The 23,906-nt window shown below is 65.7% G+C and carries 25 protein-coding genes; 5 read left to right on the top strand and 20 right to left on the bottom strand.

Features of this window, described 5'->3' with window-relative positions; all coding sequences use genetic code 11:
- The 7 genes from TVC13_RS07300 to clpS form a co-directional block, all read right to left on the bottom strand.
- Window positions 1-687: a DedA family protein gene (locus tag TVC13_RS07300; RefSeq protein WP_422400565.1), complete on the bottom strand. Its 687-nt coding sequence runs from the start codon at window positions 685-687 to the stop codon at window positions 1-3.
- Window positions 688-782: 95 nt separating this feature from the next.
- Window positions 783-1,436 carry an RdgB/HAM1 family non-canonical purine NTP pyrophosphatase gene (rdgB, locus tag TVC13_RS07305; RefSeq protein WP_422400566.1) on the bottom strand — a complete coding sequence of 218 codons (654 nt, stop codon included), beginning with the start codon at window positions 1,434-1,436 and terminating at the stop codon, window positions 783-785.
- A complete protein-coding gene (rph, locus tag TVC13_RS07310) occupies window positions 1,433-2,188 on the bottom strand; it encodes a ribonuclease PH (protein ID WP_422400567.1) in 756 nt (251 codons plus the stop codon). Before rph ends, rdgB begins: the two co-directional genes overlap by 4 nt.
- A 9-nt stretch (window positions 2,189-2,197) precedes the next feature.
- Entirely contained in the window at window positions 2,198-3,079 is an 882-nt protein-coding gene (locus tag TVC13_RS07315) for an MBL fold metallo-hydrolase (protein ID WP_422400568.1), read from the bottom strand.
- On the bottom strand, window positions 3,076-4,050 hold the full coding sequence (gene murI, locus TVC13_RS07320; protein ID WP_422400569.1) for a glutamate racemase: 975 nt from the start codon (window positions 4,048-4,050) through the stop codon (window positions 3,076-3,078). Before murI ends, TVC13_RS07315 begins: the two co-directional genes overlap by 4 nt.
- 86 nt (window positions 4,051-4,136) lie before the next feature.
- A complete protein-coding gene (locus TVC13_RS07325; RefSeq protein ID WP_422400570.1) occupies window positions 4,137-4,700 on the bottom strand; it encodes a DUF2017 domain-containing protein in 564 nt (187 codons plus the stop codon).
- Window positions 4,701-4,728: 28 nt separating this feature from the next.
- Window positions 4,729-5,037 carry an ATP-dependent Clp protease adapter ClpS gene (gene clpS, locus TVC13_RS07330; protein WP_422400571.1) on the bottom strand — a complete coding sequence of 103 codons (309 nt, stop codon included), beginning with the start codon at window positions 5,035-5,037 and terminating at the stop codon, window positions 4,729-4,731.
- Between the two features lie 90 nt (window positions 5,038-5,127).
- Here clpS and TVC13_RS07335 point away from each other — a divergent pair, with 90 nt between their 5' ends.
- Together TVC13_RS07335 and TVC13_RS07340 are read left to right on the top strand one after the other, a co-directional pair.
- Window positions 5,128-6,462: a nicotinate phosphoribosyltransferase gene (locus TVC13_RS07335; RefSeq protein ID WP_422400572.1), complete on the top strand. Its 1,335-nt coding sequence runs from the start codon at window positions 5,128-5,130 to the stop codon at window positions 6,460-6,462.
- Entirely contained in the window at window positions 6,459-7,076 is a 618-nt protein-coding gene (locus TVC13_RS07340) for a nicotinamidase (RefSeq protein ID WP_422400573.1), read from the top strand. Before TVC13_RS07335 ends, TVC13_RS07340 begins: the two co-directional genes overlap by 4 nt.
- Window positions 7,077-7,152: 76 nt before the next feature.
- Here TVC13_RS07340 and TVC13_RS07345 read toward each other — a convergent pair whose 3' ends face one another.
- The 7 genes from TVC13_RS07345 to TVC13_RS07375 form a co-directional block, all read right to left on the bottom strand.
- Window positions 7,153-8,943: a DEAD/DEAH box helicase gene (locus tag TVC13_RS07345; RefSeq protein ID WP_422400574.1), complete on the bottom strand. Its 1,791-nt coding sequence runs from the start codon at window positions 8,941-8,943 to the stop codon at window positions 7,153-7,155.
- On the bottom strand, window positions 8,940-10,319 hold the full coding sequence (locus tag TVC13_RS07350) for an MFS transporter (RefSeq protein WP_422400575.1): 1,380 nt from the start codon (window positions 10,317-10,319) through the stop codon (window positions 8,940-8,942). Before TVC13_RS07350 ends, TVC13_RS07345 begins: the two co-directional genes overlap by 4 nt.
- A gap of 107 nt (window positions 10,320-10,426) precedes the next feature.
- A complete protein-coding gene (locus TVC13_RS07355) occupies window positions 10,427-10,732 on the bottom strand; it encodes a DUF3039 domain-containing protein (RefSeq protein WP_422400576.1) in 306 nt (101 codons plus the stop codon).
- 31 nt (window positions 10,733-10,763) lie between these two features.
- Window positions 10,764-12,338, bottom strand: a complete 1,575-nt coding sequence (locus TVC13_RS07360) for a transporter (RefSeq protein ID WP_422400577.1) — start codon at window positions 12,336-12,338, stop codon at window positions 10,764-10,766.
- Entirely contained in the window at window positions 12,320-13,132 is an 813-nt protein-coding gene (locus tag TVC13_RS07365; protein ID WP_422400578.1) for an ABC transporter ATP-binding protein, read from the bottom strand. Before TVC13_RS07365 ends, TVC13_RS07360 begins: the two co-directional genes overlap by 19 nt.
- Before the next feature lie 102 nt (window positions 13,133-13,234).
- A complete protein-coding gene (locus TVC13_RS07370) occupies window positions 13,235-14,176 on the bottom strand; it encodes a co-chaperone YbbN (RefSeq protein WP_422400579.1) in 942 nt (313 codons plus the stop codon).
- Between the two features lie 111 nt (window positions 14,177-14,287).
- A complete protein-coding gene (locus TVC13_RS07375; RefSeq protein ID WP_422400580.1) occupies window positions 14,288-15,997 on the bottom strand; it encodes a hypothetical protein in 1,710 nt (569 codons plus the stop codon).
- A gap of 260 nt (window positions 15,998-16,257) precedes the next feature.
- Here TVC13_RS07375 and TVC13_RS07380 point away from each other — a divergent pair, with 260 nt between their 5' ends.
- Complete coding sequence (locus tag TVC13_RS07380) at window positions 16,258-17,565, top strand: AI-2E family transporter (RefSeq protein WP_422400581.1); 1,308 nt, start codon at window positions 16,258-16,260, stop codon at window positions 17,563-17,565.
- A gap of 54 nt (window positions 17,566-17,619) precedes the next feature.
- On the opposite strand, the gene TVC13_RS07385 is transcribed toward TVC13_RS07380, so the two are convergent.
- On the bottom strand, window positions 17,620-17,976 hold the full coding sequence (locus TVC13_RS07385; protein ID WP_422400582.1) for a hypothetical protein: 357 nt from the start codon (window positions 17,974-17,976) through the stop codon (window positions 17,620-17,622).
- Window positions 17,977-18,015: 39 nt separating this feature from the next.
- Here TVC13_RS07385 and nucS point away from each other — a divergent pair, with 39 nt between their 5' ends.
- Both nucS and TVC13_RS07395 read left to right on the top strand, forming a co-directional pair.
- On the top strand, window positions 18,016-18,711 hold the full coding sequence (nucS, locus tag TVC13_RS07390) for an endonuclease NucS (RefSeq protein ID WP_152227006.1): 696 nt from the start codon (window positions 18,016-18,018) through the stop codon (window positions 18,709-18,711).
- Window positions 18,712-18,987: 276 nt separating this feature from the next.
- Entirely contained in the window at window positions 18,988-19,191 is a 204-nt protein-coding gene (locus TVC13_RS07395) for a cold-shock protein (RefSeq protein WP_055239636.1), read from the top strand.
- Between the two features lie 70 nt (window positions 19,192-19,261).
- Here TVC13_RS07395 and murA read toward each other — a convergent pair whose 3' ends face one another.
- The 5 genes from murA to TVC13_RS07420 form a co-directional block, all read right to left on the bottom strand.
- A complete protein-coding gene (gene murA / locus TVC13_RS07400) occupies window positions 19,262-20,527 on the bottom strand; it encodes a UDP-N-acetylglucosamine 1-carboxyvinyltransferase (RefSeq protein ID WP_422400583.1) in 1,266 nt (421 codons plus the stop codon).
- A 107-nt stretch (window positions 20,528-20,634) separates the two neighbouring features.
- On the bottom strand, window positions 20,635-21,063 hold the full coding sequence (locus tag TVC13_RS07405) for a DUF2550 domain-containing protein (RefSeq protein WP_422400584.1): 429 nt from the start codon (window positions 21,061-21,063) through the stop codon (window positions 20,635-20,637).
- A 9-nt stretch (window positions 21,064-21,072) separates the two neighbouring features.
- Window positions 21,073-21,366 (bottom strand): F0F1 ATP synthase subunit epsilon, encoded by a 294-nt coding sequence (locus TVC13_RS07410; RefSeq protein ID WP_055239633.1) that lies wholly within the window; start codon window positions 21,364-21,366, stop codon window positions 21,073-21,075.
- Between the two features lie 5 nt (window positions 21,367-21,371).
- A complete protein-coding gene (gene atpD, locus TVC13_RS07415; RefSeq protein ID WP_422400585.1) occupies window positions 21,372-22,835 on the bottom strand; it encodes a F0F1 ATP synthase subunit beta in 1,464 nt (487 codons plus the stop codon).
- A gap of 70 nt (window positions 22,836-22,905) precedes the next feature.
- The gene (locus TVC13_RS07420; RefSeq protein WP_422400586.1) at window positions 22,906-23,799 is read right to left on the bottom strand and encodes a F0F1 ATP synthase subunit gamma; all 894 of its coding nucleotides are present in this window, start codon (window positions 23,797-23,799) and stop codon (window positions 22,906-22,908) included.
- Window positions 23,800-23,906 lie beyond the last annotated feature (107 nt).

Below are 23,906 nucleotides of genomic sequence, written 5' to 3' on the forward strand. Positions count from 1 at the left end.
TCAGGACTCTTCAGCCGCGCGCTGGGCCTTCCTCCGGCGGTAGGAGCGGATCTTGCTGGTCACGTACCAGACGGCGGCGATGAGCACCGCAACGATCACGATCTTCTGGAAGATCCCGGCGTATTCCTCAACGATGTGCCAGCTCTCGCCCAGGAAATAGCCGGAAAAGACAAAGATGCTGTTCCAGATGAGGCTGCCGGCAGTGGTCAGGCCCAGGAACTTGAGTACGGGCATCTTTTCGATACCCGCCGGAATGGAGATCAGGGATCGGAAGATCGGAATCATCCGCCCGAAGAACACCGCCTTGTAACCGTGCTTCAGGAACCAGGCCTCAACCTTGTCCACGTCCTCGATGTCTACCAGCGGGACTTTCTCCACGATGGCGCGCATGCGGTCCCTGCCCAGCCAGGCGCCGAGTCCGTACAGTGCCCAGGCACCGAAAACGGAGCCGAGGGTGGTCCAGATCAGCGCCTCGACAATGGAGAAGTTGCCCTGGCTCGCAGCGAAACCAGCCAGCGGCAGGATCACTTCGCTGGGCAGCGGCGGGAAAAGGTTCTCCAGCGCGATGGCCAGGCCGGCACCGGGGGCGCCGATGGCCTCCATGATGTCCACGGCCCACTGGGCAACCCCTCCCAGGGCCGATTCGGAGCTGGCAGGGTCAACTGAGGCGCTGGTCAGGATACTCATATCGGAACCAATTGTGCCCTACTCCCCCGCCAGGCAAGAACGAACCGGTCTGCCACGGAGCGGCGCCGCAAGGATCGCCGGCTCCGCTCCGTGGCCTAATTCACTCTCGGCTCGGCGCCGGCGGAGCCGTCCAGAACGCGGATAACGGCGGGAAGCAGGGCCCGGAACGCCTGACCCCGGTGGCTGATGGCATTTTTCTCTGCGCCGGTGAGTTCCGCGCAGCTGCGCGTCTCGCCTGCCGGCTGCAGGATCGGGTCGTACCCAAAACCCCCGGTGCCGCGCGGCGCGGTGAGCAGGGCACCGCGCAGTTCGCCGCGTTCCACGACCTCTTCGCCGCCGGGCACTGCCAGGGCCGCGGCACAGATGAAGGCCGCGCCCCGGTGCTCTGAACCGATGTCCGCCAGCTGAGCCAGCAGAAGGTCAAGGTTTGCCTGGTCGTTTCCGTGCGCTCCGGACCACCGTGCGGAGAAGATGCCCGGCGCGCCGCCCAGGACGTCCACGGCCAGGCCGGAGTCGTCCGCGATGGCCGGAAGCCCTGTCGCCTCAGCCACAGCGCGGGCCTTCAGCAGCGAGTTTTCCTCGAAGGTGACGCCGGTTTCGGGAACGTCCGGCACGCCGGCCGCTTCGGCGTCGATCACCTGGGTGTCGACGTCGAGCCCTTCGATCCGCCCGCGGAGCAGCTCACGCAGTTCCTTGAGTTTCCCGGCGTTGCGGGTGGCCAGCACCAGCCGCGGCCCGGGCGTGCTCATGAGGCGGCCAGGGTCTGCCGCTGGATCTGTGCAAGCTGGGAGGTGCCCAGCAGGGCCAGGTCCAGCAGGGCGTCCAGTTCTGCCCGGTCAAAGGGCGCGCCTTCCGCGGTGCCCTGGACCTCCACGAACTTGCCGCTTCCGGTAACCACTACGTTCATATCGGTTTCTGCCCGTACATCTTCCACGTAGGGCAGGTCCAGCATGGGCACGCCGTCAATGATTCCGACGCTGACGGCGGCAACAGTGTCCAGCAGCGGTTCGGCGCTGCGGGCCACCAGCTTGTTCTCCTTGGCCCAGGCCAGCGCATCAGCCAGCGCCACGTAGGCGCCGGTAATAGCGGCAGTGCGGGTGCCGCCGTCGGCCTGCAGGACGTCGCAGTCCAGGACCACAGTGTTTTCACCGAGTGCACGGGTGTCGATCACCGAGCGCAGTGAGCGCCCAATCAGGCGGGAAATCTCATGCGTGCGGCCGCCGATCTTGCCCTTGACCGATTCACGGTCGTTGCGGGTATTGGTCGCCCGGGGAAGCATCGCGTATTCGGCGGTGACCCAGCCCTTGCCCTCGCCCTTGAGCCAGCGCGGCACTCCGGGGGTCAGCGAAGCAGTACAGAGGACCCGGGTATTGCCGAACTCGATCAGCGCGGATCCTTCGGCCTGGCTGGACCAGCCGCGGGTAATAGTGATGGTGCGGAGCTGGTCGGGGGTGCGGCCGTCGGCGCGCAGGGCAGGCGAAGCATTCGAAGCTGTAGTCATGTGGCCAGTCTATCGGCCGTGTACCGGCCGTCCCTGGGCGGGGTGACCCAGTACTTCACTGCCGTTCACGGCCAGCGGCGGCGCAAAGTCCGTTCCGACGTCGTAGGAGACACCGGCGACGGCGACGGCCAGTCCACCGGAGTAGGTTTCCCGCGCCTCGGAAACGGCTGTGTTCGCGTCGTTCCAGACCGGCAGGTGGGTGAGCAGCAGGCGCCGTGCACCGGCTGCCGTGGCAGCAGCTCCAGCGCGCTTGCCGGTCAGGTGCACACCCTTGATGGCGTCGTCGCGGCCTTCGTGGAAGGCTGCCTCGCACAGGAAAACGTCCGTGTTCCGGGCCGCCTCCTCCAGACCGGGGCAGGAGTCCGTATCCCCGGAATAGGCCAGGGTCCGCAGCCTTTCGGTTCCGTCCCCCGCCGGCTCCACGGCCTCCACACGCAGCGCATACGCTTCTTCCGCCGGGTGGTCCACCGGGTACGGGGTAACAGTGAACGGGCCGATCCGAACGGGTTCGCCTGCGGTCCAGTTCATGAACTCGAAGTCCTCATGCATACCCGGCTCCGGGTCCAGTCCGTAAGCAACGGCAATCCGGTCCGCGGTGGCCGCGGGGCCGTAGACCTTGACCCGGTCGCGGCCCCAGCCGCTGGGATCCCAGTGGACTGCCACGTGCAGCCCGCACAGGTCCATAAAGTGGTCCGGATGCAAATGGGTAATGAGTACCGCGTCAATGTCCTTGATGTCCATATAACGCTGCAGCGTGCCCAGGGACCCGTTGCCCAGGTCCAGCAGGATGCGCCAGTCCCGCTCGCCGTCGTTGGCGGTCACGAGATAGCAGGATGCGGGCGAGGCCGGCCCCGGAAAGGAACCGGAGCATCCCACGATTGTCAGTTTCATCGGGCACCGTTCCCCAGGGCAGCGTCAGTGGCCGGCAGCCCGGCCGAGGCGCGTGCGGCGGCGATCATTTCAGGAGTGATCCGGGCCAGGACCCCGGTCGGATAACGTGCTGCCACGGAGTCGGCGTGCTCCACCCGCAGCACTTCCGGGCCCAAAAAACGCCGGGCCAGCAGCTCGAAGGAGGCTGCGTCTCCGGTGGCTACGAAGCGGTGGCTGGGCGGAGTCCCTGCCTCGCGCGCCAGTCCGTGGGTGAGCAGTGCCTTGTAGACATCTTTTGCGGTTTCCTCCGCGCTGGAGACGAGTGTGACGTCCTCGCCCATAACGTAGGAGATCACGCCGGTCAGCAGCGGGTAGTGCGTGCAGCCGAGCACCAGGGTGTCCACGCCGCGTTCCTTCAGCGGCGTGAGGTAGCCAACGGCCGCCTCAACCACTTCCTTGCCGGCAGTGACGCCCGCCTCCACGTATTCCACGAACGCCGGGCAGGCCACCGACGACACGGTGAGGTGCGGGGCCGCGGCGAAGGTGTCGTCGTAGGCACGGGAGCTGACCGTCGCCGCCGTGCCGATGACGCCGATGCGTCCGGTGCGGGTTGCCGCGACGGCGCGGCGGACCGCAGGCTGGATGACTTCGATGACGGGGATGCCGTAGCGGCCGGTGTAGCGTTCCCGGGCATCGCGCAGCACAGCGGCGGAGGCAGAGTTGCAGGCAATCACCAGCAGCTTGACGCCGGCGTCGACCAGTTCATCCATGACACCCAGGGCGTATGCCCGCACGTCTGCGATCGGCAGTGGGCCGTAGGGGCCGTGGGCGGTGTCTCCGACGTACAGGATCGATTCATTCGGCAGCTGGTCGATCACGGCGCGGGCAACCGTCAGGCCACCCACTCCCGAATCGAAAATGCCGATCGGTGCGTCGGTGGTCTTCGGCAGGTCGTCCTTCAGCGGTGAAGTACCCGAATGGTCAGAGCTCATGATGTATCGACAATAGTCCCCGGGCCGGACAGGGTGCACTTGGCAGCCAGTGGTCTTGGTCACAACAGCCGGCCGCCCGCTGCGGGTCAGCGGCGGGGAAGGCCGTCCAGCAGTGCCTTCATCAGGGTTTCCTGCAGCCAGGTGACGAAGTTGTAGACCAGGGCCAGGTACTGGTCCACGTCCTGCGCATCGCCGGGTTCCGTGATGTCATGCAGCGCCTCGGCGTCCGCGTCGGTCTTCAGCCCCAGCCGGGAACCCAGTACCAGGCGCACGTCGTTCAGCGCCTGGGCGAAGTTCCTGGCCTGGTCGTTGTCCAGGTGCAGCGGGCTGGATTCGAGGGCCAGGGACGCGGCACGCAGGGCGCCGATCTTTCCCTCCCGCAGCGAGCGCTCGGTGAGCCGCCGGAATTCAAGGGCATCGGCGTCGTTCTCTGCCACGGCATCGGGCAGCAGCCGCAGCAGGGCGGGATCGCCGGGGGCCTCCGCACTGGAGTCCAGGCCGACCATGGCGGCCAGCGGATCCTCCGAGGCCGGGGTCTGCGGTTCCAGCATGGTGATGATGTCGGCAAACAGCCCGCGCAGCAGGGAACGCTCGCCCGCCTCCAGCTGGGCGGTGATGCCTTTGCGGGTGAGTTTGAATCCGGTAGCCAAGAAGGACCTTTCCTGTGGTGTGGGGCCTTTAGGCCTGGTCGGCTTTCTGGAACGTTGCCCAGAGCCCGTAGGAGTGCATGGCCAGAGTGTGGCGTTCGGCTTCTTCACGCGGCCCGGTGGCGACCACGGACTTGCCGTCATTGTGGACCTGGAGCATCAGCTGGTTCGCCTTCGCCTCCGAGTAGCCGAAGTAGCTCTGGAAGACGTAGCTCACGTAGCTCATCAGGTTCACCGGGTCATTCCACACAAGGACAACCCACGGAACATCTGTGGCCGTTTCCGCGGCTGTCAGTGAGTCGGTCTGGGTCCCGGTATCCGGGAGGGTGGCTACGCTCATGGTGCCAATTGTAGTTTGGTGCGCGCTGCCTGCAGTCCGCATGTTGGCTGGTGCGGCGCAGGCCGGGGACGGCGGGTTAGAGTTTTGGGTGTGAACGCTACCACCGCGTGGCAGCAGCCAAATGCTGCCCTGTACACCGACCACTACGAACTGACCATGCTGCAGGCTGCCCTGCACTCCGGCACGGCCGAACGTCGCTCAGTGTTCGAGGCCTTTGCCCGCAAGCTGCCCGACGGCAGGCGCTACGGCATCGTCGCCGGCACCGGCCGGCTGCTCGAAGCGCTGGAGACGTTCCGCTTCGAGGAAACGCAGCTGAACTTCCTTGCCGCCAACGGCATTGTGGATGACCGCACCCTTGCCTGGCTGGAGAACTTCCGTTTCTCCGGAACCATCACCGGCTACGCCGAAGGTGACGTCTATTTCCCCGGCTCGCCGATCCTGCAGGTTGAATCCAGCTTCGGTGAGGCCTGCATCCTGGAAACACTGATCCTCTCGGTGCTGAACCATGACAGCGCCATCGCCTCGGCGGCCTCCCGGATGACGAGCGCCGCAGGCGGACGCCCGTGCATCGAGATGGGATCGCGCCGCACCCACGAGGAAGCCGCCGTCGCCGCGGCGCGCGCCGCCGTCATCGCCGGCTTCGACAGCACGTCGAACCTGGAAGCCGGGCTGCGGTACGGAATCAAGACGGTCGGAACCGCTGCGCATTCCTTCACCCTGCTCCATGATTCAGAGGTGGATGCCTTCACCGCCCAGACCGCGTCGCTGGGGCTCAATACCTCCCTGCTCGTGGATACCTACGACGTCGAGCGCGGCGTGCGCAACGCCGTCGCCGTCGCCGGCGAAAAGCTGGGCGGCGTGCGGCTGGATTCAGGCGACCTGGTGGCCCAGGCACAGTGGGTCCGTGAGCTGCTGGACGACCTGGGCAATACTTCCACCCGCATCATGGTGACCTCGGACCTGGACGAATACGCGATCGCGGCCCTGGGCTCGGCACCCGTGGATGCCTACGGCGTCGGCACCTCGCTGGTGACCGGTTCCGGTGCACCCACGGCCGGACTCGTCTACAAGCTGGTCAGCCGCGAAGGCAACGACGGGAACTTCGTTTCCGTGGCCAAGGCAGCCAAGAACAAGGCTTCGCTGGGCGGCCACAAGTACGCCATGCGCCGGCTTAACGAGCGAGGCCGGGCGGTGGCCGAGGTTGTGGGCGTCGGCGCCCTCCCCCAGAATGACGGCAATGACCGTGAGCTGCTTGAAACCTTCGTCGCCGACGGTGTTGTGCAGGAAGGCTGGACGGGACCGGAAGCGGTCACCCGGGCCCGTGCCCGCCATGATGCTTCGCTGCTTGAACTGCCGGCGGCCGCCTACCGCCTGCAGCGCGGAGAGCCCGTGATCCCAACCGAATTCGAGGAGGAAACCCGATGACCCGTGCACTGATTGTGGTTGACGTCCAGAACGATTTCTGCGAAGGCGGCTCCCTGGCCGTGCCGGGCGGAAACGACGCCGCGGCGGAGATCAGCGACTACATCGAAACGTCCCGGGACCGGTACGCGGCCGTCGTGGCCACCCAGGACTGGCACATTGAACCGGGCAGCCACTTCTCCGACAATCCGAACTTCCGGGATTCCTGGCCGGTCCACTGCGTCGCCGGGACCCATGGCGCAGCACTGAACCCGGATCTGGACACGGAGTTCATCGACGCCTACTTCCGCAAAGGCCAGTACGAGGCCGCGTACTCCGGATTCGAAGGCCTGCTGGCCCCGGACGTGGAGGTGCCCCTGGGCGACCCCGACGCCGAACCGGCACCGGATGAGGATGCCGTCAGCCTGGATGACTGGCTGCGGGACAACGGAGTGGATGAAGTGGTGATCGTTGGCCTGGCCACCGACTACTGCGTGAAGGCCACGGCACTGGATGCGATCGCGGCCGGGTACAGCACGGCAGTCATTCCCGAACTCTGCCGGGGCCTGGACAGGGTTGATGTCCGTGCCGCCCTGGACGAGCTGGAGGACGCCGGCGTCGAGCTGCTGGACCTCTAAAACTCCATCGAGATAGCAGAAACTGCCCGTATCGGCTCCGATACGGGCAGTTTCTGTCATCTCGATGAAGGAAGGGCTATTTGCGGCCGATGAACCAGTCCTGCAGCTTCGCGAGCCGCTTCTGGAGCTGTTCCTCATTGGCCTGGGCAACAGCCGGCCCGCCGCAGATCCGGCGCAGTTCCGAGTGGACCATGCCGTGCGGCATCCCGGACCGCGCTGACCAGGCCGAAACGTTCTTGGCCAGCTGCGCACGCAGCTCGGTCAGGTGCCGGTGGTCAGCCACTGAGGGCAGCTGCTCCGGGACGGCCTCCTCCACTTTCTTCCGGCCGCGGCGGGAGAGCTGCTCCTGCTGCCGCTGGCGCAGCAGCATGGTCACCTGGTCCGGGTCCAGGAGGCCGGGGATGCCCAGGAAGTCCTGTTCGTCCTCGCTGCCCAGCTCGCCCCCGGTGCCGAACTCGCCGCCGTCAAAGAGCACCCGGTCAAAGGACGCCTGGGATTCGAGCGCCTCAAACTTCTGCTTCTGCAGCTCACCGGAGGCCTTTTCCTCACGGTTCGCCGCTTCCATCAGGGAGTCGTCCAGGCCAAAGCCCTCTTCCTCCGCATGGTTCTCCGGGCGGTCGAGGGCGTGGTCGCGCTCGACTTCCATCTCATTGGCAAGAATCATCAGGTGCGGCACCGAGGGCAGGAACACCGACGCCGTTTCACCGCGTTTGCGGGCACGCACAAAGCGTCCCACGGCCTGGGCGAAGAACAGCGGTGTTGCCGTGGAGGTGGCATAAACGCCGACGGCGAGGCGCGGCACGTCCACGCCTTCGGACACCATGCGCACGGCCACCATCCAGCGGGAGGTGCCGGCGGAAAACTCGTCGATCTTTTCAGACGCCTTCGCGTCATCTGAGAGGATCACCGTGGGTGACTCCCCGGTGATCTTCTTCAGCTGCCCGGCGTAGGCCCGTGCGTCCTCGTGGTCGGTGGCAATCACCAGCCCGCCGGCGTCGGGCACTGTGCGGCGGACCTCGCTGAGCCGGCGGTCCGCGGCGGCCAGGACAGCCGGGATCCACTCCCCTGCCGGGTTCAGCGCAGTGCGCCACGCATGGGCCGTAATGTCCTTGGTGACGGCGGCTTCGCCGAGGGACGCTGCCATTTCCTCGCCGGCGCTGTTGCGCCAGCGCATCTGCCCGGAATAGGCCATAAAGATCACCGGACGGACCACATGGTCCTTCAGCGCCTGGCCGTAGCCGTAGGTGTAGTCGGCCTTGGAACGGCGGATCCCGGCCCCGTCCTCGAGGTACTCCACGAACGGGATCGGTGCGGTGTCGGAGCGGAACGGCGTTCCGGTCAGGGCCAGCCGCTTGGCAGCCGGTTCGAAGGCTTCCCGGATGCCGTCGCCCCAGGACAGTGCGTCGCCGCCGTGGTGGATTTCATCCAGGATCACGAGGGTGCGTGCCGCCTCGGTCTTGGCACGGTGCAGCATCGGCTTGCTGGCAACCTGCGCGTAGGTGACAGCGACGCCGATGAAGCCGTGGCCGTGCCGGCCGTCTGCGTTCTTGAAGTTGGGGTCCAGGGCCAGCCCGACGCGTGCGGCCGCATCGGCCCACTGCCGCTTCAGGTGGTCCGTGGGCGCGACGACGGTGATCCGGTTGACGATCCCCCGGTCCACCAGCTCGGTGGCCACGCGCAGGGCGAAGGTGGTCTTGCCTGCCCCGGGTGTCGCGACAGCGAGAAAATCGCTGTCATTCTTGGCGAAGTATTTCTCCAGGGCTTCGGCCTGCCACTGGCGCAGCTTCGGGGCTGTTCCCCAGGCTGCCCGCTCAGGGTAGGCAGGGGGAAGTGCCGGTCCGCCGCCGAACAGGGTATCGGAACTCACGCTTGGGAATGCACCTTTCCGGTACTTGGTCTAACACTTGCACTGCGGATGCCCGCGGCTGTTCCTATCACGGCGAAAACCGCCAGCACCAGCCACATCAGGGCATACCCGGCTTCCGGGCCCACCGGATCCTGCTGTACCAGCACAGCCAGCAGAACGCCGCCAACAGTGGTGCCGGCTACGGCCCCCACCTGGTCCGAGAGCTGGAGCGACGCCGAGTTCTGTCCTCGGTCCGCCGCCGAAGACGCGTCCAGAACCAGCACCGAGGTGCTGGAGAGCGCAGCCCCCATGGCGACCCCTGCGAGCGACCAGACGGCTACCAGCAGCCAGAACGGGGCCTGGGCACCGGCCAGCAGGCCAGTGCCGCCAATTGAGAGCGTCAGCAGTCCTGAGCCTCCGGCCAGCAGCAGGTGACGCCGCGGCCCGGGTACCCGCGCCTGCAGGAAGGATCCAATGGCCCAGCCTACCGCGCCGGCGGTGAGGGCGATTCCGGCCGTGGCCGGGCTCACGCCGTACACCGCCAGCAGCATGACGGGCATAAAGGCCTCGGCGGAGACAAACGCAGCGTTGATCAGTCCGCGTGTCGCAACTACCGAGGGGAGCCCGCGCCGCAGCCAGAGCGCACCGCGGGGCAGCAGCACCATCAGCGCTGCGACAGCTGCCAGGACACCGGCTGCGGCAAGCACCCCCAGCGCTGCTGATCCGGCGGCAGCGGCCTCGTTGCCCGCCCACTGGGCGGCGAAGACGCCTCCAGCCAGGAAGACACCCCAGAGCGCCCGCCGCCGGCCCAGCGCCGGATCCAGTTCCGGGTTCTCCGGTGCCCCCAGATGCCGCACCCGCGGCCACACCAGGGCGGCCGCCACCGCCACGATGGGAATGGCGGCGGCGAAAACCCACCGCCAGCTCAGGTACTGCGCCAGCAGGCCCGCGGCCAGCGGTCCCACCATGGACGGCAGGATCCAGGCAGTCGCGACCCAGCCAAAGATCACCGGCTGGAGCCGGGAGGGATAGACCTGGCCGATAATCACGTACAGCGCCACCACCATGGCACCGCTGCCCAGCCCGGAAACGGCGCGTCCGGCGGTAACCAGCCAGAACTCCCCCGCCGCGGCTGAGAGCACCAAACCTGCCACCAGCAGGGCCATGCCGGTAATCAGTGAACGGCGCGGACCTTCGGCGTCGCACCGGGAGCCGGCCAGGACCGACCCGAGCAGCGAAGCGGTCAGGAACATGGAGAAGGCCAGCCCGTACCCTGCACCGGCGCCCAGATCGTCTCCGATCACGGGCATCGCCGTCGTGACTGCCATCGCTTCGAAGGCGACGCAGGTGACAATGGCGACGACGCCAAGGGTCAACGGCCGAAAGGCAGCGGACATCGCTCCTTCAAGTCTGTCCGCGGGCAGGGGCTCACTCATAGAGGCATCAGGACTTACTGCCGTGCCAGGGTGCTACGGCGACGAAGGGTCGACAGGGGAAGCGGGCGCTACTTCTTCCCGCCGCCGTCCTTGCCCGGGCGCAGCCCCTCGTAGATCTCCTTGCACGTGGGGCAGACGGGGAACTTCTTCGGGTCCCGGCCCGGCGTCCAGACCTTGCCGCACAGGGCAATGACCGGCTCGCCCGAAAGCGCCGATTCCATGATCTTTTCCTTGCGCACATAGTGCGAGAAACGCTCGGCGTCACCGGGTTCAACAAGTTCCCGCTGCTCTTCGCGCTCGATGACGGCGGTGGAGGAACCACTGTCAGCCCGGCGCATGGGGTCGGATTCGAAGGGGTCAGGAGGCAGAGTCATGCCCCCATCTTAGTACTCCCGGTCCCGGCACCTACTTGTTCACCGACACGGCGAGCAGTACTTCCGGAGCCCGCTTATCCAGCCACCGGCCGCCGATCCGGATGCCGGCCACCAGTGCCGCCGAACCGTAGACGATGCCCAGGGCCAGCGTTACCCAGCCCCACACGCCGCCCAGGCCAAAGAGGTACAGCGCTGCCGGAATCAGCATGGGCAGGGAGATCACGAACTGCATGCCCATCCAGATGAACTGGACCAGCATGGTGCGCCCGGTAGACCCCGGAGGGGTCTTGAAGGCGTTCTCACCCGGCAGCGGCACGTTGTAGGTGTAGCGGGCGGAGAAAACGCTGGACAGTCCCAGCCCGCTCAGCAGCAGGCCCACGGAGACTCCAAGGAGTACCGGGAGTGCCTCAGGGCGGCCAATCACGATCGGCGGCACGACGGCGGCAACCAGAGTTGCCGGCAGTGCGAACACCGCACACGCAATGGCACGGCCGGCACGGTCGGCCATCCCGGAAACACCGCTGGAGATGTGCAGTGCAAATGCAGTGTTGTCGTAGGAAATATCGGCGGAAATGCCGAAGGCAAGCAGGAACGCCACCAGCGGCCCGATCGCCAGGACCACCGGAGGAAGCCCCTCGCCGGTCTGGACCGCGAAGATCAGGACGACGGCGAGCACGGGGACAATGATCAGCGAGGCACTGTAGCGCGGGTCCCGGACCCAGTAGGTGAGGGCACGGGCAGCCACGGCGCCCGTGGGGGTTGCCGGGAAACGGGCAAAGAAGCCGAGTTTGCCTGCGCTGCGGCTCGCCGTGGCGTTGTGCGCCGGGGTGACCAGCGCGCGGGCCAGCAGTGCCTTCCAGGCCCAGGAAATCAGTGCCAGGAAAAGAGCGGAGATGAGCAGCCGGAGCAGCCCTGTGCCCGCGCTGCCCAGCGCAATGTCTCCCGGAACAGCCCAGGCGCTGCCCAGCGGGGTCCAGGCCAGGATGTCCGCGAGCCGGCGCAGGAAATCCCCGTTGAAGGCCACCGCGGTGGCGGTGAAGCCGATGATCGGCCCAATGAACATCAGCGGGATGATGATCACGATTCCCGAGACGTCCTTGAAGCGGCGGCTGGAGGCCAGCGAGGTGGTGGCTGCCACGCCGAGCCGGGCCATCACCACACAGGTCAGCACGGCAATCACCGCCGCCGGGATCCCGGCCAGGACGGCCGCCGGATACTGCCACCAGGCAGCGGCCTGGATCAATGCCGAGGCCAGGGTGATGATTCCGGGGATGCCGATGAGCGAGCCGAGGGCCAGCCCAAGGATCATCTGGCGCATGGGAATCGCGAAGGTGACGAAACGTGCCGGGTCCAGTGTCATGTCCACGCCGGTGGCCACCACGGGAACTATTGCCCAGCCCAGTACCGCGGCCGATCCGCCCAAAATCACCAGGGTGCGGGCCAGCTCCGGTTCGTTGAACGTGAGGAAAAACAGCCCGGCGAGCATCAGGCCCAGGAGGCCGAGGCCGTACAGGGCACCGAAGGCGATTCCAACAATCTGCCAGGGGCTGCGCTTCAAGGAGTTGCGCAGCAGGATGAGCTTCAGTTTTAGGAGGTGCGCAACCATGAGAGTCCCTCCGAGGTGGTGCGCCCGCCCACCAGTTCAACGAATTTCTCTTCCAGGCTGACGCCGCCGCGTACCTCATCGACGGTGCCTGCTGCCAGCACGTTGCCTGCGGCCACGACTGCCACGTGGTCACACATGCGCTGCACCAGGTCCATCACGTGGCTGGAGACAATGACAGTACCGCCGGAGGAAACATAGCCGGCAAGGATGTCGCGGATGTTTGCAGCCGAGACGGGATCCACTGCTTCAAACGGCTCGTCCAGGACCAGCAGCCGCGGGGCGTGGATCAGTGCCGAGGCGAGTGCGATTTTCTTGGTCATGCCGGCGGAGTAGTCCACCACCAGAGTGCCCGCGTCGGATGCGAGGTCCAGCGCCTTCAGAAGGTCGGCCGTCCGCTCCGCGACGGTCTCGCGGTCCATGCCGCGCAGCAGGCCCGAGTAGGTAACCAGCTGCTCGCCGGTCAGCCGGTCGAAAAGCCGGACTCCGTCCGGGAGTACGCCCATCAGCCGCTTGGCTTCCAGCGGGTTCGCCCAGACGTCCACACCATGGACCCACACCTGGCCGTAATCCGGGCGCATCAGGCCCGTAGCCATGGACAGGGCCGTGGTCTTGCCCGCCCCGTTGGGGCCCACGAGCCCGTAGAAGGATCCTGCCGGCACATCCAGGTTGATGCCGTTGACGGCGATCTTGGGGCCGAACCGCTTGGCCAGTCCGCGGATGGCCAGGGCCGGTGCTGACGGTGCGTTCTGCGGTTCTCCGCCGGACACGGCGGCTGGATCAGGTATTTGGCTCATACCAAAAATCTAGCAACCGGCGGCCCGCGCTGACCTCCGCCTTGCGGACGAAATCCGTAACAATGCGTTCCCCGCCGGCCCCGCCGTGCGGACTAGTAGCTCCTAGAACAGTGCCCGGGCCAGGGCGGAACGGGCCTTGGTCACGCGCGGATCGGACGGCCCGGCAATCTCAAATAGGTCCAGCAGGCGCAGGCGCACCCGTTCACGGTCATCCCCCGCGGTCCGGGAAATCAGCTTGATGAGCCGGCTAAAGGCGTCTTCCACATGGCCGCCGGAAATATCCAGATCGGCCACCGCCAGCTGGGCATCGACGTCGTCGGGGTTCTCGGCAGCAGCCGTGCGCAGTGCCCCGGCGTCCGCGTCCTTGAGGCGCTGCATCAGTTCCACCTGGGCCAGGCCGGCCTTTGCCTCAGCATCGGCGGGCTGCTCGGCGAGGGCCTTGCGGTATGCCGCAGCGGCGCCGTCGTAATCCCCTGCCACGATTGCGTCGTACGCCTCCTGGTGCAGCGGGGGAAGCGGGGCTTCCTCCTGCGCTGCAGCGCCGGCATCGCCCAGGGATCCGTTGACGCCGTTGGCCTCGGCCACCTGCATCAGTTCGGTGATCAGGGCACGGATCTGCTCGGCCGGAACCGGACGGTCCAGCAGCGGCACCGGCTGGCCCTTGATTACTGCAGCGACCGTTGGCACTGCAACGGCCTGGAACGCCTGGGCGATCTGCGGGTGCGCGTCGACGTCGACGTTGGCCAGCAGCAGCCGTCCCTGCCGTCCGGCGGCTTCTTCCTCCAGCACAGCCGTAACCTCGGCTGACTCAGGGCTGCGCGGCGAGTACAGATTCACGATCACCGGCACTGTGGCCGAGAGCTGCACCACCTGCGGAAAGGTCTGTTCGGAAACTTCCACAACGTAGGAAGAAGCACCTTCGCCCTGGCCGCCTGCCGGAGCGGGCGGCGGCGCACTGGCGCGGTTCTTGAGGGCGGAGAGGTCCACCGCTCCCCGAAGGTTCATGGACGGAGCGGGCGCAGGGCGGTGGTTCGGTGTGCTCATGGCTTCAACCCTAATACGGGTACCGCGCTCCCGGGCAAGTGTCCGCGGACAGCACAGCGGCACCGCAGGCATCAGGTGCCGCGGCGCCGCCGGGTGCGTTGTTGGTCCGGGTTACTTGAGGGTGGCGGAGAGCAGCTCCTGCGCCGCGCCGATGACCTCGGCCTTGCCGGTGTCTGAAGCCGGCGGAACGTAGATCATCACGGCTTCACCGTAGGTCACGTCAATGCCGGCTTCGGTGTTCTTCTCGCCGGTCAGCGTCTCGTAGATGGTTCCCTCGAGGTTGATCGAGTCACCGGTTTCACGCGGGACGCTGGAGTAGTTGTGGGACATGTAGCCAAAGACGATGGCACCGCCGTCGGCAGTCCGCAGCGCACGGGTGTCGGAAGGCACCGGGGTGTGCTTGAAGGTGATGGTCGCAAACTCGTTGTCCGGGTTGGCGGTCACCTCCGCCTGGAAGGTGGTTACGGCTTCGGCGAAGCTGTTCGGCGCGAAGGTTTCCTTGTTGCCGCCTTCCGGGTTTGTCAGGGCATCGGCGAGGGCGTCCACTGCCGCCTGCGGAGCCAGTTTCAGGCCCTCTGCGGAATCAGCTGCTACGGCCTCCACGCCGCTGCCGTTGGCCGGAGGCTGCGGGAACGTGGTTCCGGGCAGCATCTGGATAGCGGAGACCAGCTTGTAGTTCTCCCGTGCCGAGGCCTGCACGAGCACCAGTGCCTGGGGAACCGTGTTGTCCTCACCCTGGGTGACGGCGACGACGGTGCGCGGGAAACCGGTTCCCGTCGAGACCAGGTCAGTGAGCAGCGGGGAGGCAGCGACGGCGGCCGGAGCCTCCGTGTCAGGGACCTTGCCGGCCGCGGCGTAGTTTGCTTCACGAAGCGCAAGGGCGGTGGAGGAGGTGCGCTCCTTCAGCAGCGAGGCATCCTTGGCGGCGTCCGCCTTCTGGACGGTTCCGGCGACGGAGCTGAGGATCCGGGACAGCTGGCCGTCCAGCACCACCGGGTAGTTCTCCTCCGGAGCGCTCGTTTCGGCAGCGGTGGCAGCACCGGGCACGAGGCTCAGCGCCAGGCCGCCGGCGAGGGCAGCCGCAGTGAAGCCGGCCGCCGTCCGGTTGGCTGTATTGGTGGAGGACGACGGCGCAGCACCGGCGTTCTGGCCCCGTCGGGCGACAATACGCTGGGCGGCGGTGTCGGACTCGCGCACTGCACGCCGGCTGCCCGGGGACGGCGGAGCCGGCTTGGATCCCCGGGAGAGGAAGGCCAGAGCGAGGCCCAGAACAGCTGCCAGGGCACCGGCGATAATCAGCGGAACCGCCAGCGGAGTTCCTTCGTCATTCGGCCAGCTGAGGGTGATCTGGGTGGGTGCGGGAGCAATTCCGTCGGAGGCAATCAGGACTGACCAGTCCCCCGCTGCAGGCGCGGCCCAGGTGTAGGAGAGTTCGCCGTCTTCGGCTTCCTCGCTGACCCACAGGTCCGAACCGGCCGGGCTGGGCACGGTGGCATCGCCTTCAGTGGTTTCTGCGGTGAGGGCATCTTCTTCGCCGGCACCGATCCGGGTCACGGCTGCTCCATCCACCCAGGCGTCAACGTCCGCTGAACGCCCAACGGCCAGGAAGACGCCGTCTTCGGACCGTACAGTGATCTCAGCGCCGTCCGGGCGGGAGGCCAGCAGCTCCGCCTCAAGCACGGCAACGGGCGCGGCTTCGCTGCCCTGCGGCGCCTCGGCCGTTACGGTCTGGGGCGGGGCCCAGAGAGTGCGCTGGCCGATCCCGACGAGCATCATCAGGATTCCGAGCACTATCAGCGGAACTGCAATTTTGTTTCGCACAGCTTACCTATCGTTGGTCACGGTCCTCCGCGCGCCTGTAGGCAGCGGGAACGGGACTTGATGCCCCTATGGTCATCCTCTTGGCGGGTTGCTTTATAACCCTATGGTAACGAAAGGGCCCCGAAGAGCACATTTGGGCATCCCGGGCCGCGGCGGCACCGGACAGCGGGCCTGCCGCCGCGGCGGATGTTCTGCTGATAATCTGGCGCGGCACGGTACACCCAGAGCAGAAGTGCAGGCACCGAGGGAGAACAACCCAGATGAGCGAAGACAGGGACCTTCCCGTCGACGAGCCACTCCCCGCCCCGGGCGTTCACCCCAGCCGGCGGGAGCGCCTAAGCTCGGCCGGATCCCGGGCCTGGCGGCTGTTCTCCCGCATTCCCGGTGCACGTCCGCGCCCGCAGTTCGATTTTCCGCCTGAGGACCAGGAACCTGAGATCCTTCCGGAACCAGAGGTGGATCCGGACGCCAAGCTCTCTGACGAACGACGCCGTTTCGGCGGCCCTCCCCCGCCGCTGTCCACGGGTGCCGGGCCGGACAAGCATCCGATCCGCTTCGGTTTTATGTTCACCGTGGGTGTGGGTTTTGCGCTGCTGCTGTTTTTCATCATCACCAACGTGGGTGAACTGCTGGTCTGGATTGGCGCTGCCCTGTTCATTGCGCTTGGCCTGGACCCGGTGGTGCGCTGGCTCAGCGCCAGGGGTGTTCCGCGGCCCGCCGGCATCGCCATAGTGGTGGTGGTCCTGGCCGGAGCTGTCACTGCCTTCTTCGCCACCCTTATTCCCACAATCGTCAGCCAGACCAGTGAAATCGTTAATAACGCACCGAGCTATGTGGACCGGTTCCTGGCCTCCGACTTCTTCGTCTCCATCGAGGCCCAGTTCAAGATCCGCGAACTCGTGGATGAAGAGGTGCAGAAGTTCTTCTCGAACGCGGATGCGCTGGGCGGGATTTTCGGCGGTGTGCTCAGCGTGGGCACCGTCATTGCCAACGGCCTGTTCGGTGCGCTGATCATCCTGGTGCTCACCCTCTACTTCCTGGCGTCGCTGCCGTCCATGAAGAAATGGGCTTACCGGCTGGCACCGCGCAGCCGCCGCCGCCGGGTCGAGGCCCTCTCGGAGGAAATCACCGGCAGCGTCGGCAACTACGTGATCGGCCAGGGCTTCGTGGCCCTGCTGGACGCACTGTATGCGTTCATCATCATGACCATCACGGGAGTTCCGTTCTCCGTCCTGCTGGCGTTCGTCGTCGCACTCCTGGCTTTCATTCCGCTGGTCGGACCGCCCATCGCCCTGGTGGTCGTCTCCCTGATTGCCCTGACCTCCAGCTGGCAGACCGCCGTTGTCTTCGCCATCCTGTACATGGCCTACCTGCAGTTCGAGGCGTACTTCGTCTCCCCGCGAGTTATGCAGCGTGCTGTGGCTGTTCCCGGCGCAGTGGCTGTCATTGCCGTAATTGCCGGCGGATCACTTCTGGGCGTCCTGGGCGCGCTGATTGCCATTCCGACGGCGGCAGCCGTGCTGCTGCTCATGAAGGAAGTAGTCATCGCCCGGCAGGACCGGATTTAACCCCGGCCGCCGTCCTGTCCGGAGCCTGCCTGCCCTAAACCAGCGGCGCTCCTGCTAGCGGCGCGTGGATCCCGGCCGGATGCGCCAGCAGCGGGCGTGCCAGTGCCGGCGGTCCTCCACCGCGGCCTGCCGGCCGAACAGGGAGTCCTCCTGCCACACCACGAGGTGTTCAATGCCGGGCGGAATAACCTGCCCGCAGCCCGGGCAGCGGTACTCCTTCGCAGCGTTGCGGGCCGTGATCCTGCGCACCGACCATTCGCCGTCGGAAGCCGATTCGCGCTGCGGAAGCCCCGCCCGGGAACGCTCCAGGTCGATCTCCGGAACCGGCGCGGCCCACTTGCGGCGCGCGTTGCGCCCTGCAGCGGTGCTGGAGGCAGGCAGCTGCCGGCGGGGTCGGTTGGAGCGGGGCATAAAACCATCTTGCCGCAGCCGAACCGGTAAAGTGCAACTGTGCGTTTAGTGATAGCCCGCTGCTCCGTTGACTACGTCGGCCGCCTCCGTGCCCATTTGCCCCTGGCGACCCGCCTCCTGATGGTGAAGGCGGACGGTTCCGTCCTGATCCATTCCGACGGCGGATCCTACAAGCCGCTGAACTGGATGAGCCCGCCTGCAACACTGCGGATCACCGAGCCGGGTGAGGACGACGCCGAGGCAGGCGTGGTGGAGGTGTGGAACGTCCAGAGCGCCAAGACCGATGACAAGCTGGTCATCAGCGTCTACGAACATCTCTCCGACGTCGCCCACGATCTGGGCACCGATCCGGGCCTCATCAAGGACGGTGTGGAGGCAGACCTGCAGCGCCTGCTGGCGGAGCAGATCACCAAACTCGGTGAGGGCTACACCCTGATCCGCCGGGAATACATGACCGCGATTGGGCCGGTGGACATCCTGGCCCGCGACGCGGACGGCGGAACCGTGGCCGTGGAGCTCAAGCGCCGCGGGGACATTGACGGCGTCGAGCAGCTTACCCGCTACCTGGAACTGCTGAACCGTGATCCCCTGCTGGCTCCTGTCCGGGGTGTCTTTGCCGCCCAGCAGATCAAGCCGCAGGCAAGGGTTCTTGCAGCGGACCGCGGCATTGATTGCCTAACCCTGGACTACGACGAAATGCGCGGCGTTGACGACGTCGAGTCGCGCCTCTTCTAAGCCGTTAAGTCCAGCGCCTCCAGGCTGTTTAGGGCCCCAAAACAAGGGTCAAAAAATCTCCGAAAGTTTTTCTTCGAATCCGTTGACGGCTCTTTAGTGGTATGTAACGCTATAACCAGTCTTTGTGTAGGTGTTTTTCATGCTCGCAAGACGGTTGCGAGCGTGAAGCTCCTGTAGGAACTGCCTTACCGGCAGGGAACCTGGACTTCCCGCTTCGGTAACAACCACAGGCACGAGGTGTGCCGGTACAGTTCCAGCAATAAAGGAGATAGGCAAATGGCACAGGGAACCGTCAAATGGTTTAACGCTGAAAAGGGTTTTGGCTTCATTACCCCGGATGATTCCGACGGCGACGTTTTTGTCCACTACTCGGAAATCCAGTCCAACGGGTTCAAGACCCTGGATGAGAACCAGCGCGTTCAGTTCGAGATCGGTCAGGGCGCCAAGGGTCCCCAGGCCACCGGCGTAACCGCCCTCTAGTTCTTAGCAAACAGCAAAAGCGGGGACCATTGGTCCCCGCTTTTCTGCGTCCTGCACCCTTACGGCAGTTTCAGCTGCGGCGGCGCAGCACGTTGGCGCCAAGTCCGCGCAGGGACTCCATGAACCGCTCGTACCCGCGGTCGATGTGGTCCACCCCCCGCACCTCGGTGGTCCCCTCGGCTGCCAGTCCCGCTATCACCAGCGCAGCACCGGCCCTGATGTCATTGGCTTCCACCGGCGCCCCGGAGAGCCGGGACACGCCCTGGATGAGGGCATGATGCCCGTCCAGGCGGACCACTGCCCCAAGGCGGGCAAGTTCGGAGGTGAAGCCCCAGCGGGCTTCGAAGACATTCTCCGTGACCATTCCCGAGCCGGTGGAGACTGCGTTCAGGGCCACCACAAAAGGCTGGAGGTCCGTGGGAAAACCCGGATAAGGCAGCGTGGACACGTTTATCGGCTCAGGCCGGGACGGTCCCTTGACGCTGAACCCGTTCTGGCGGGTTTCAACGACGCAGCCCGCCTGGGCGAGCTTGTCCAGCACCACCGTCAGTGCCCGGGGATCAGCGTTGCGCACCTCGATGCTCCCGCCGGTGATCGCGGCCGCGAAGGCCCAGGTTCCGGCGACAATGCGGTCCGGGACCACCCGGTGAGTAACCGGTGAGAGCTTCTCGACTCCCTCAATCACCAGCGTGTTGGTGCCGATGCCGCTGATCTTCGCCCCCATCGAACACAGCATTCCGGCGATGTCGGTGATCTCCGGTTCCCGGGCCGCGTTGTCAATCACGGTGGTGCCTCGGGCCAGGGTGGCGGCCATCATGATGTTCTCGGTGGCCCCAACCGAGGGGAAGTCCAGGACGTGACGGGCGCCGTGCAGTCCCTCGGGAACCGAGGCGATCAGGTAGCCGTGGTCAATCGAGATGGACGTACCCATGGCTTCCAGCCCGGAACGGTGCATGTCCAGTCCGCGCGAGCCAATCGCGTCCCCGCCGGGAAGCGCTACCTCAGCGCGCCGGCAGCGGGCCACCAGCGGGCCGAGGACGGAAATGGAGGCACGCATGGCGCGCACAAGGTCGTAGTCCGCCTGATGGCCGGGGACGGCCGGGACATCGATCCGCACCTCGGCGGCGTCGGCGTCGTAGTCCACTGTGCAGCCCAGCCGGCGCAGCAGCTCGGACATGATCCAGACATCCTGGATGTTGGGCACGTTGGTAATGGTGGAACGTCCCTGTGCCAGCAGCGTGGCTGCCATGAGCTTCAGTACTGAGTTCTTCGCCCCCGGGACGGTCACCGAGCCGTTGAGCGTGGAGGGGCCGGTGACAACAATGACGTCTTCCATCCCTCCATACTAGGTGCCGCCCGCCCCTGCTGCCTGCCGGGGTGCAGATAGCACTCAAGGCGCAGGGAAGATTCCCTGCGCCTTGAGTGCGTACTCAGTCCCGGGCCTCAGCGCCAGGTGCCGATGCCTATCACGGGACCGGCTTCCAGCCAGGAAGACAGTCCCGTATAGACGTCGTACTTCATCGCCATATGCAGCTCGCGTCCCTCGTATTCAAGGGTCACTACCAGCGCTCCGGGCTGAATACGGGCGCGTTCAGCCTCAGTAGGCTGACGCCACCCTTTCAGCTCCAGGGAGCTGCGCAGGAACCGGTACGGAGGACGCGGGCTCAGTGAGAACAAACGGAGCCATTCCAGATGGTTGTCCGTATAACGGCAAACCCCCATCCGCCACCCGCCGGGCGGGAAGCAGATGGAGGCGTCGAAGGTACCCAGGGTGCGCCGCAGCTGTGTGCGGCGCACCCAGAAAAGCGCCGTTGCAAGTACCAGCAGGCCAAAGAAGGCCGCCAGCGCAATGAACACGTAGGTACTGTTCATTGGAGGGGGTCAGCGGGTCCCAGCGTTGGCTGCGTCGTTCAGCTGGGCGTTGTCCGCGACGATGACCACACGGTTGGAGTCGACGGAGAAGAATCCGCCGTCAACGCCAACAGTGATGCGGCTGCCGGACACCGGTTCGATGGCCAGCTCGCCCTCGGCCAGGATCGCCAGCACCGGCGCGTGGCCGGGAAGGATCCCGATTTCACCGTCGGCAGTGCGTGCCTTGACCATCTTTGCCGGGCCGGACCACACAAAGTGGTCGGCCGCGACAATCTCGACTTCGAGTTCAGCAGTGTCAGCCATGGGGCTTACTTCCCGGTCTGCTCTTGGATCTTCGCCCACTGACGCTCAACATCGTCCATGCCGCCAACGTTGAAGAAGGCCTGCTCGGCAATGTGGTCCACGTCGCCGTCGCAGATGGCCTTGAAGCCTTCGATGGTGTCCTTGACGGACACGGTCGAGCCTTCGACGCCGGTGAACTGCTTGGCGGTGTAGGTGTTCTGCGACAGGAACTGCTGGATGCGGCGTGCACGGGCGACGACGATCTTGTCTTCTTCGCCCAGTTCGTCAATGCCGAGGATGGCAATGATGTCCTGCAGTTCCTTATTCTTCTGCAGGATCTGCTTGACGCGGACAGCCGTGTCGTAGTGCTCCTGGCCAACGTACTGCGGGTCGAGGATACGCGAGGTTGAAGTCAGCGGATCCACGGCCGGGTACAGGCCACGGGATGCAATTTCACGGGAAAGTTCCGTGGTGGCATCCAGGTGCGCGAAGGTGGTGGCCGGAGCCGGGTCGGTGTAGTCATCAGCCGGGACGTAGATGGCCTGCATCGAGGTGATGGAGTGGCCCTTGGTCGAGGTGATGCGCTCCTGCAGCAGACCCATCTCGTCAGCCAGGTTGGGCTGGTAGCCCACGGCGGAAGGCATGCGGCCCAGCAGGGTCGACACCTCGGAACCGGCCTGGGTGAAGCGGAAGATGTTGTCGATGAAGAGCAGCACGTCCTGGTTCTGCACATCGCGGAAGTATTCCGCCATGGTCAGGCCGGACAGTGCAACGCGCAGACGCGTTCCCGGCGGCTCATCCATCTGGCCGAATACAAGGGCAGTATCCTTCAGGACGCCTGCCTCTTCCATTTCAACCCAGAGGTCGTTACCTTCACGGGTACGCTCGCCAACACCGGCGAACACGGAGGTTCCGCCGAAGTTACGGGCAACACGGGTGATCATTTCCTGGATCAGAACGGTCTTGCCAACGCCGGCGCCGCCGAACAGGCCGATCTTTCCACCCTTGATGTACGGGGTGAGAAGGTCGATGACCTTGATGCCGGTTTCCAGCATCTCGGTGGAGCCCTCAAGGTCCGCGAAGTTCGGGGCCTTGCGGTGGATCGGCCAGCGCTCGGAGATTTCCAGCTGGTCTTCCGGGACGTCCAGCGGCTCACCGAGCACGTTGAAGATGTGGCCCTTGACGCCGTCACCAACGGGAACGGAGATCGGAGCACCGGTGTCGACCACGGCAGCGCCGCGGACCAGGCCGTCGGTGGCCTGCAGGGAGATGGCGCGGACGAGGTTGTCACCCAGGTGCTGGGAGGTCTCGAACGTGATGGTCTTGGTCTCACCGTTGAGCGTCAGCTCGGTGGTGAGGGCGTTGTAGATGGTGGGGATTGCGTCAGCCGGGAATTCGACGTCGACAACCGGGCCAATGACACGGGCGATACGGCCTGTGGCGCCCGGTGCTACGGAGGTTGCTCCGTGCTCGGCAGTTTGGGCAGTCATCTCTCTCACTTCACTCAGTTAGATGGCGTGTGGACTAAGTATTTTTTGGTGGATCTCTTCGATAAGCGGGCTAGGAAGCGCTGAGCGCGTCCGCACCTGCCACGATCTCGGAGAGTTCCTGGGTGATTTCAGCCTGACGGGCGTTATTGCGAAGTCGCGTGTACTTCTTAATAAGGTCGGAGGCGTTGTCCCCTGCGGACTTCATGGCACGCTGGCGGGCGGCGAGCTCAGAAGCGGCGGCCTGGAGCATTGCTGCGAAGATGCGCGACTCGATGTAGCGCGGCAGCAGTGCGTCAAGCACCTGTTCCGGTTCGGGCTCGTACTCGTAGAGGGGCAGGATGTCCGATTCGGACGGTGCTTCCTCTTCGACTACTTCCAGCGGCAGCAGGCGGATAACCGCAGGTTCCTGGACAACCATGGACTTGAAGCGCGTGAACACGATGTGGATTTCGTCCACGCCGCCGTCTTCGTAGGCCGTATTGAAGTCATCGAGGAGTGTCTTGCCGATTTCACGGGCGGTCTCGAACTCGGGGGCATCAGTACCACCGGTCCACACGCGCTCGAAGGGGCGGTCACGGAAATCGTAGAACGCCTGGGCCTTGCGGCCCACGAGGTACGTCTTGACCTCTTTGCCCTCTTCACGCAGCAATTCGTTAAGCGATTCGCTCTGCTTCAGGACGCCGGCGGAGTACGATCCGGCAAGACCGCGGTCGGAAGTCATGATGACCACTGCCGCCCGGCGGATCTGCTCCGGCTCGGTGGTCAGCGGGTGATCGATTTCCGACTGGGACGCCACAGCAGAAACGGCACGGGTGATCGCATTGGAATAAGGCAGCGCCGCGGCAACGCGGGTGCGGGCCTTTCCAATGCGAGAGGCAGCAATCAGCTCCATCGCCTTGAAGATCTTCTGCATCGACGTAGTCGAGGCGATCTTCTGGCGGTAGACCCGAATTTGGGCTCCCATACTTTTCCTTTCGGTTCCTAGCGTTTGAACTAGGGGCTAAGGCAATGGACAGGGTTGGCCGGGCGGGGGGGGGGGGGGGGGGGGGGGGGGGGGGGGGGGGGGGGGGC

This window comes from Arthrobacter sp. 3Tela_A, assembly GCF_049311025.1.
Taxonomy (GTDB): Bacteria; Actinomycetota; Actinomycetes; order Actinomycetales; family Micrococcaceae; genus Arthrobacter_B.

Excerpts from the sequence above, each read along its gene's own strand:
- TVC13_RS07300 (WP_422400565.1), bottom strand. The coding sequence starts at position 687 with ATGAGTATCCTGACCAGCGCCTCAGTTGACCCTGCCAGCTCCGAATCG.
- rdgB (WP_422400566.1), bottom strand. The coding sequence starts at position 1,436 with ATGAGCACGCCCGGGCCGCGGCTGGTGCTGGCCACCCGCAACGCCGGG.
- rph (WP_422400567.1), bottom strand. The coding sequence starts at position 2,188 with ATGACTACAGCTTCGAATGCTTCGCCTGCCCTGCGCGCCGACGGCCGC.
- TVC13_RS07315 (WP_422400568.1), bottom strand. The coding sequence starts at position 3,079 with ATGAAACTGACAATCGTGGGATGCTCCGGTTCCTTTCCGGGGCCGGCC.
- murI (WP_422400569.1), bottom strand. The coding sequence starts at position 4,050 with ATGAGCTCTGACCATTCGGGTACTTCACCGCTGAAGGACGACCTGCCG.
- clpS (WP_422400571.1), bottom strand. The coding sequence starts at position 5,037 with ATGAGCGTAGCCACCCTCCCGGATACCGGGACCCAGACCGACTCACTG.
- TVC13_RS07340 (WP_422400573.1), top strand. The coding sequence starts at position 6,459 with ATGACCCGTGCACTGATTGTGGTTGACGTCCAGAACGATTTCTGCGAA.
- TVC13_RS07350 (WP_422400575.1), bottom strand. The coding sequence starts at position 10,319 with ATGTCCGCTGCCTTTCGGCCGTTGACCCTTGGCGTCGTCGCCATTGTC.
- TVC13_RS07355 (WP_422400576.1), bottom strand. The coding sequence starts at position 10,732 with ATGACTCTGCCTCCTGACCCCTTCGAATCCGACCCCATGCGCCGGGCT.
- TVC13_RS07360 (WP_422400577.1), bottom strand. The coding sequence starts at position 12,338 with ATGGTTGCGCACCTCCTAAAACTGAAGCTCATCCTGCTGCGCAACTCC.
- TVC13_RS07365 (WP_422400578.1), bottom strand. The coding sequence starts at position 13,132 with ATGAGCCAAATACCTGATCCAGCCGCCGTGTCCGGCGGAGAACCGCAG.
- TVC13_RS07370 (WP_422400579.1), bottom strand. The coding sequence starts at position 14,176 with ATGAGCACACCGAACCACCGCCCTGCGCCCGCTCCGTCCATGAACCTT.
- TVC13_RS07380 (WP_422400581.1), top strand. The coding sequence starts at position 16,258 with ATGAGCGAAGACAGGGACCTTCCCGTCGACGAGCCACTCCCCGCCCCG.
- TVC13_RS07385 (WP_422400582.1), bottom strand. The coding sequence starts at position 17,976 with ATGCCCCGCTCCAACCGACCCCGCCGGCAGCTGCCTGCCTCCAGCACC.
- TVC13_RS07395 (WP_055239636.1), top strand. The coding sequence starts at position 18,988 with ATGGCACAGGGAACCGTCAAATGGTTTAACGCTGAAAAGGGTTTTGGC.
- murA (WP_422400583.1), bottom strand. The coding sequence starts at position 20,527 with ATGGAAGACGTCATTGTTGTCACCGGCCCCTCCACGCTCAACGGCTCG.
- TVC13_RS07405 (WP_422400584.1), bottom strand. The coding sequence starts at position 21,063 with ATGAACAGTACCTACGTGTTCATTGCGCTGGCGGCCTTCTTTGGCCTG.
- TVC13_RS07410 (WP_055239633.1), bottom strand. The coding sequence starts at position 21,366 with ATGGCTGACACTGCTGAACTCGAAGTCGAGATTGTCGCGGCCGACCAC.
- atpD (WP_422400585.1), bottom strand. The coding sequence starts at position 22,835 with ATGACTGCCCAAACTGCCGAGCACGGAGCAACCTCCGTAGCACCGGGC.
- TVC13_RS07420 (WP_422400586.1), bottom strand. The coding sequence starts at position 23,799 with ATGGGAGCCCAAATTCGGGTCTACCGCCAGAAGATCGCCTCGACTACG.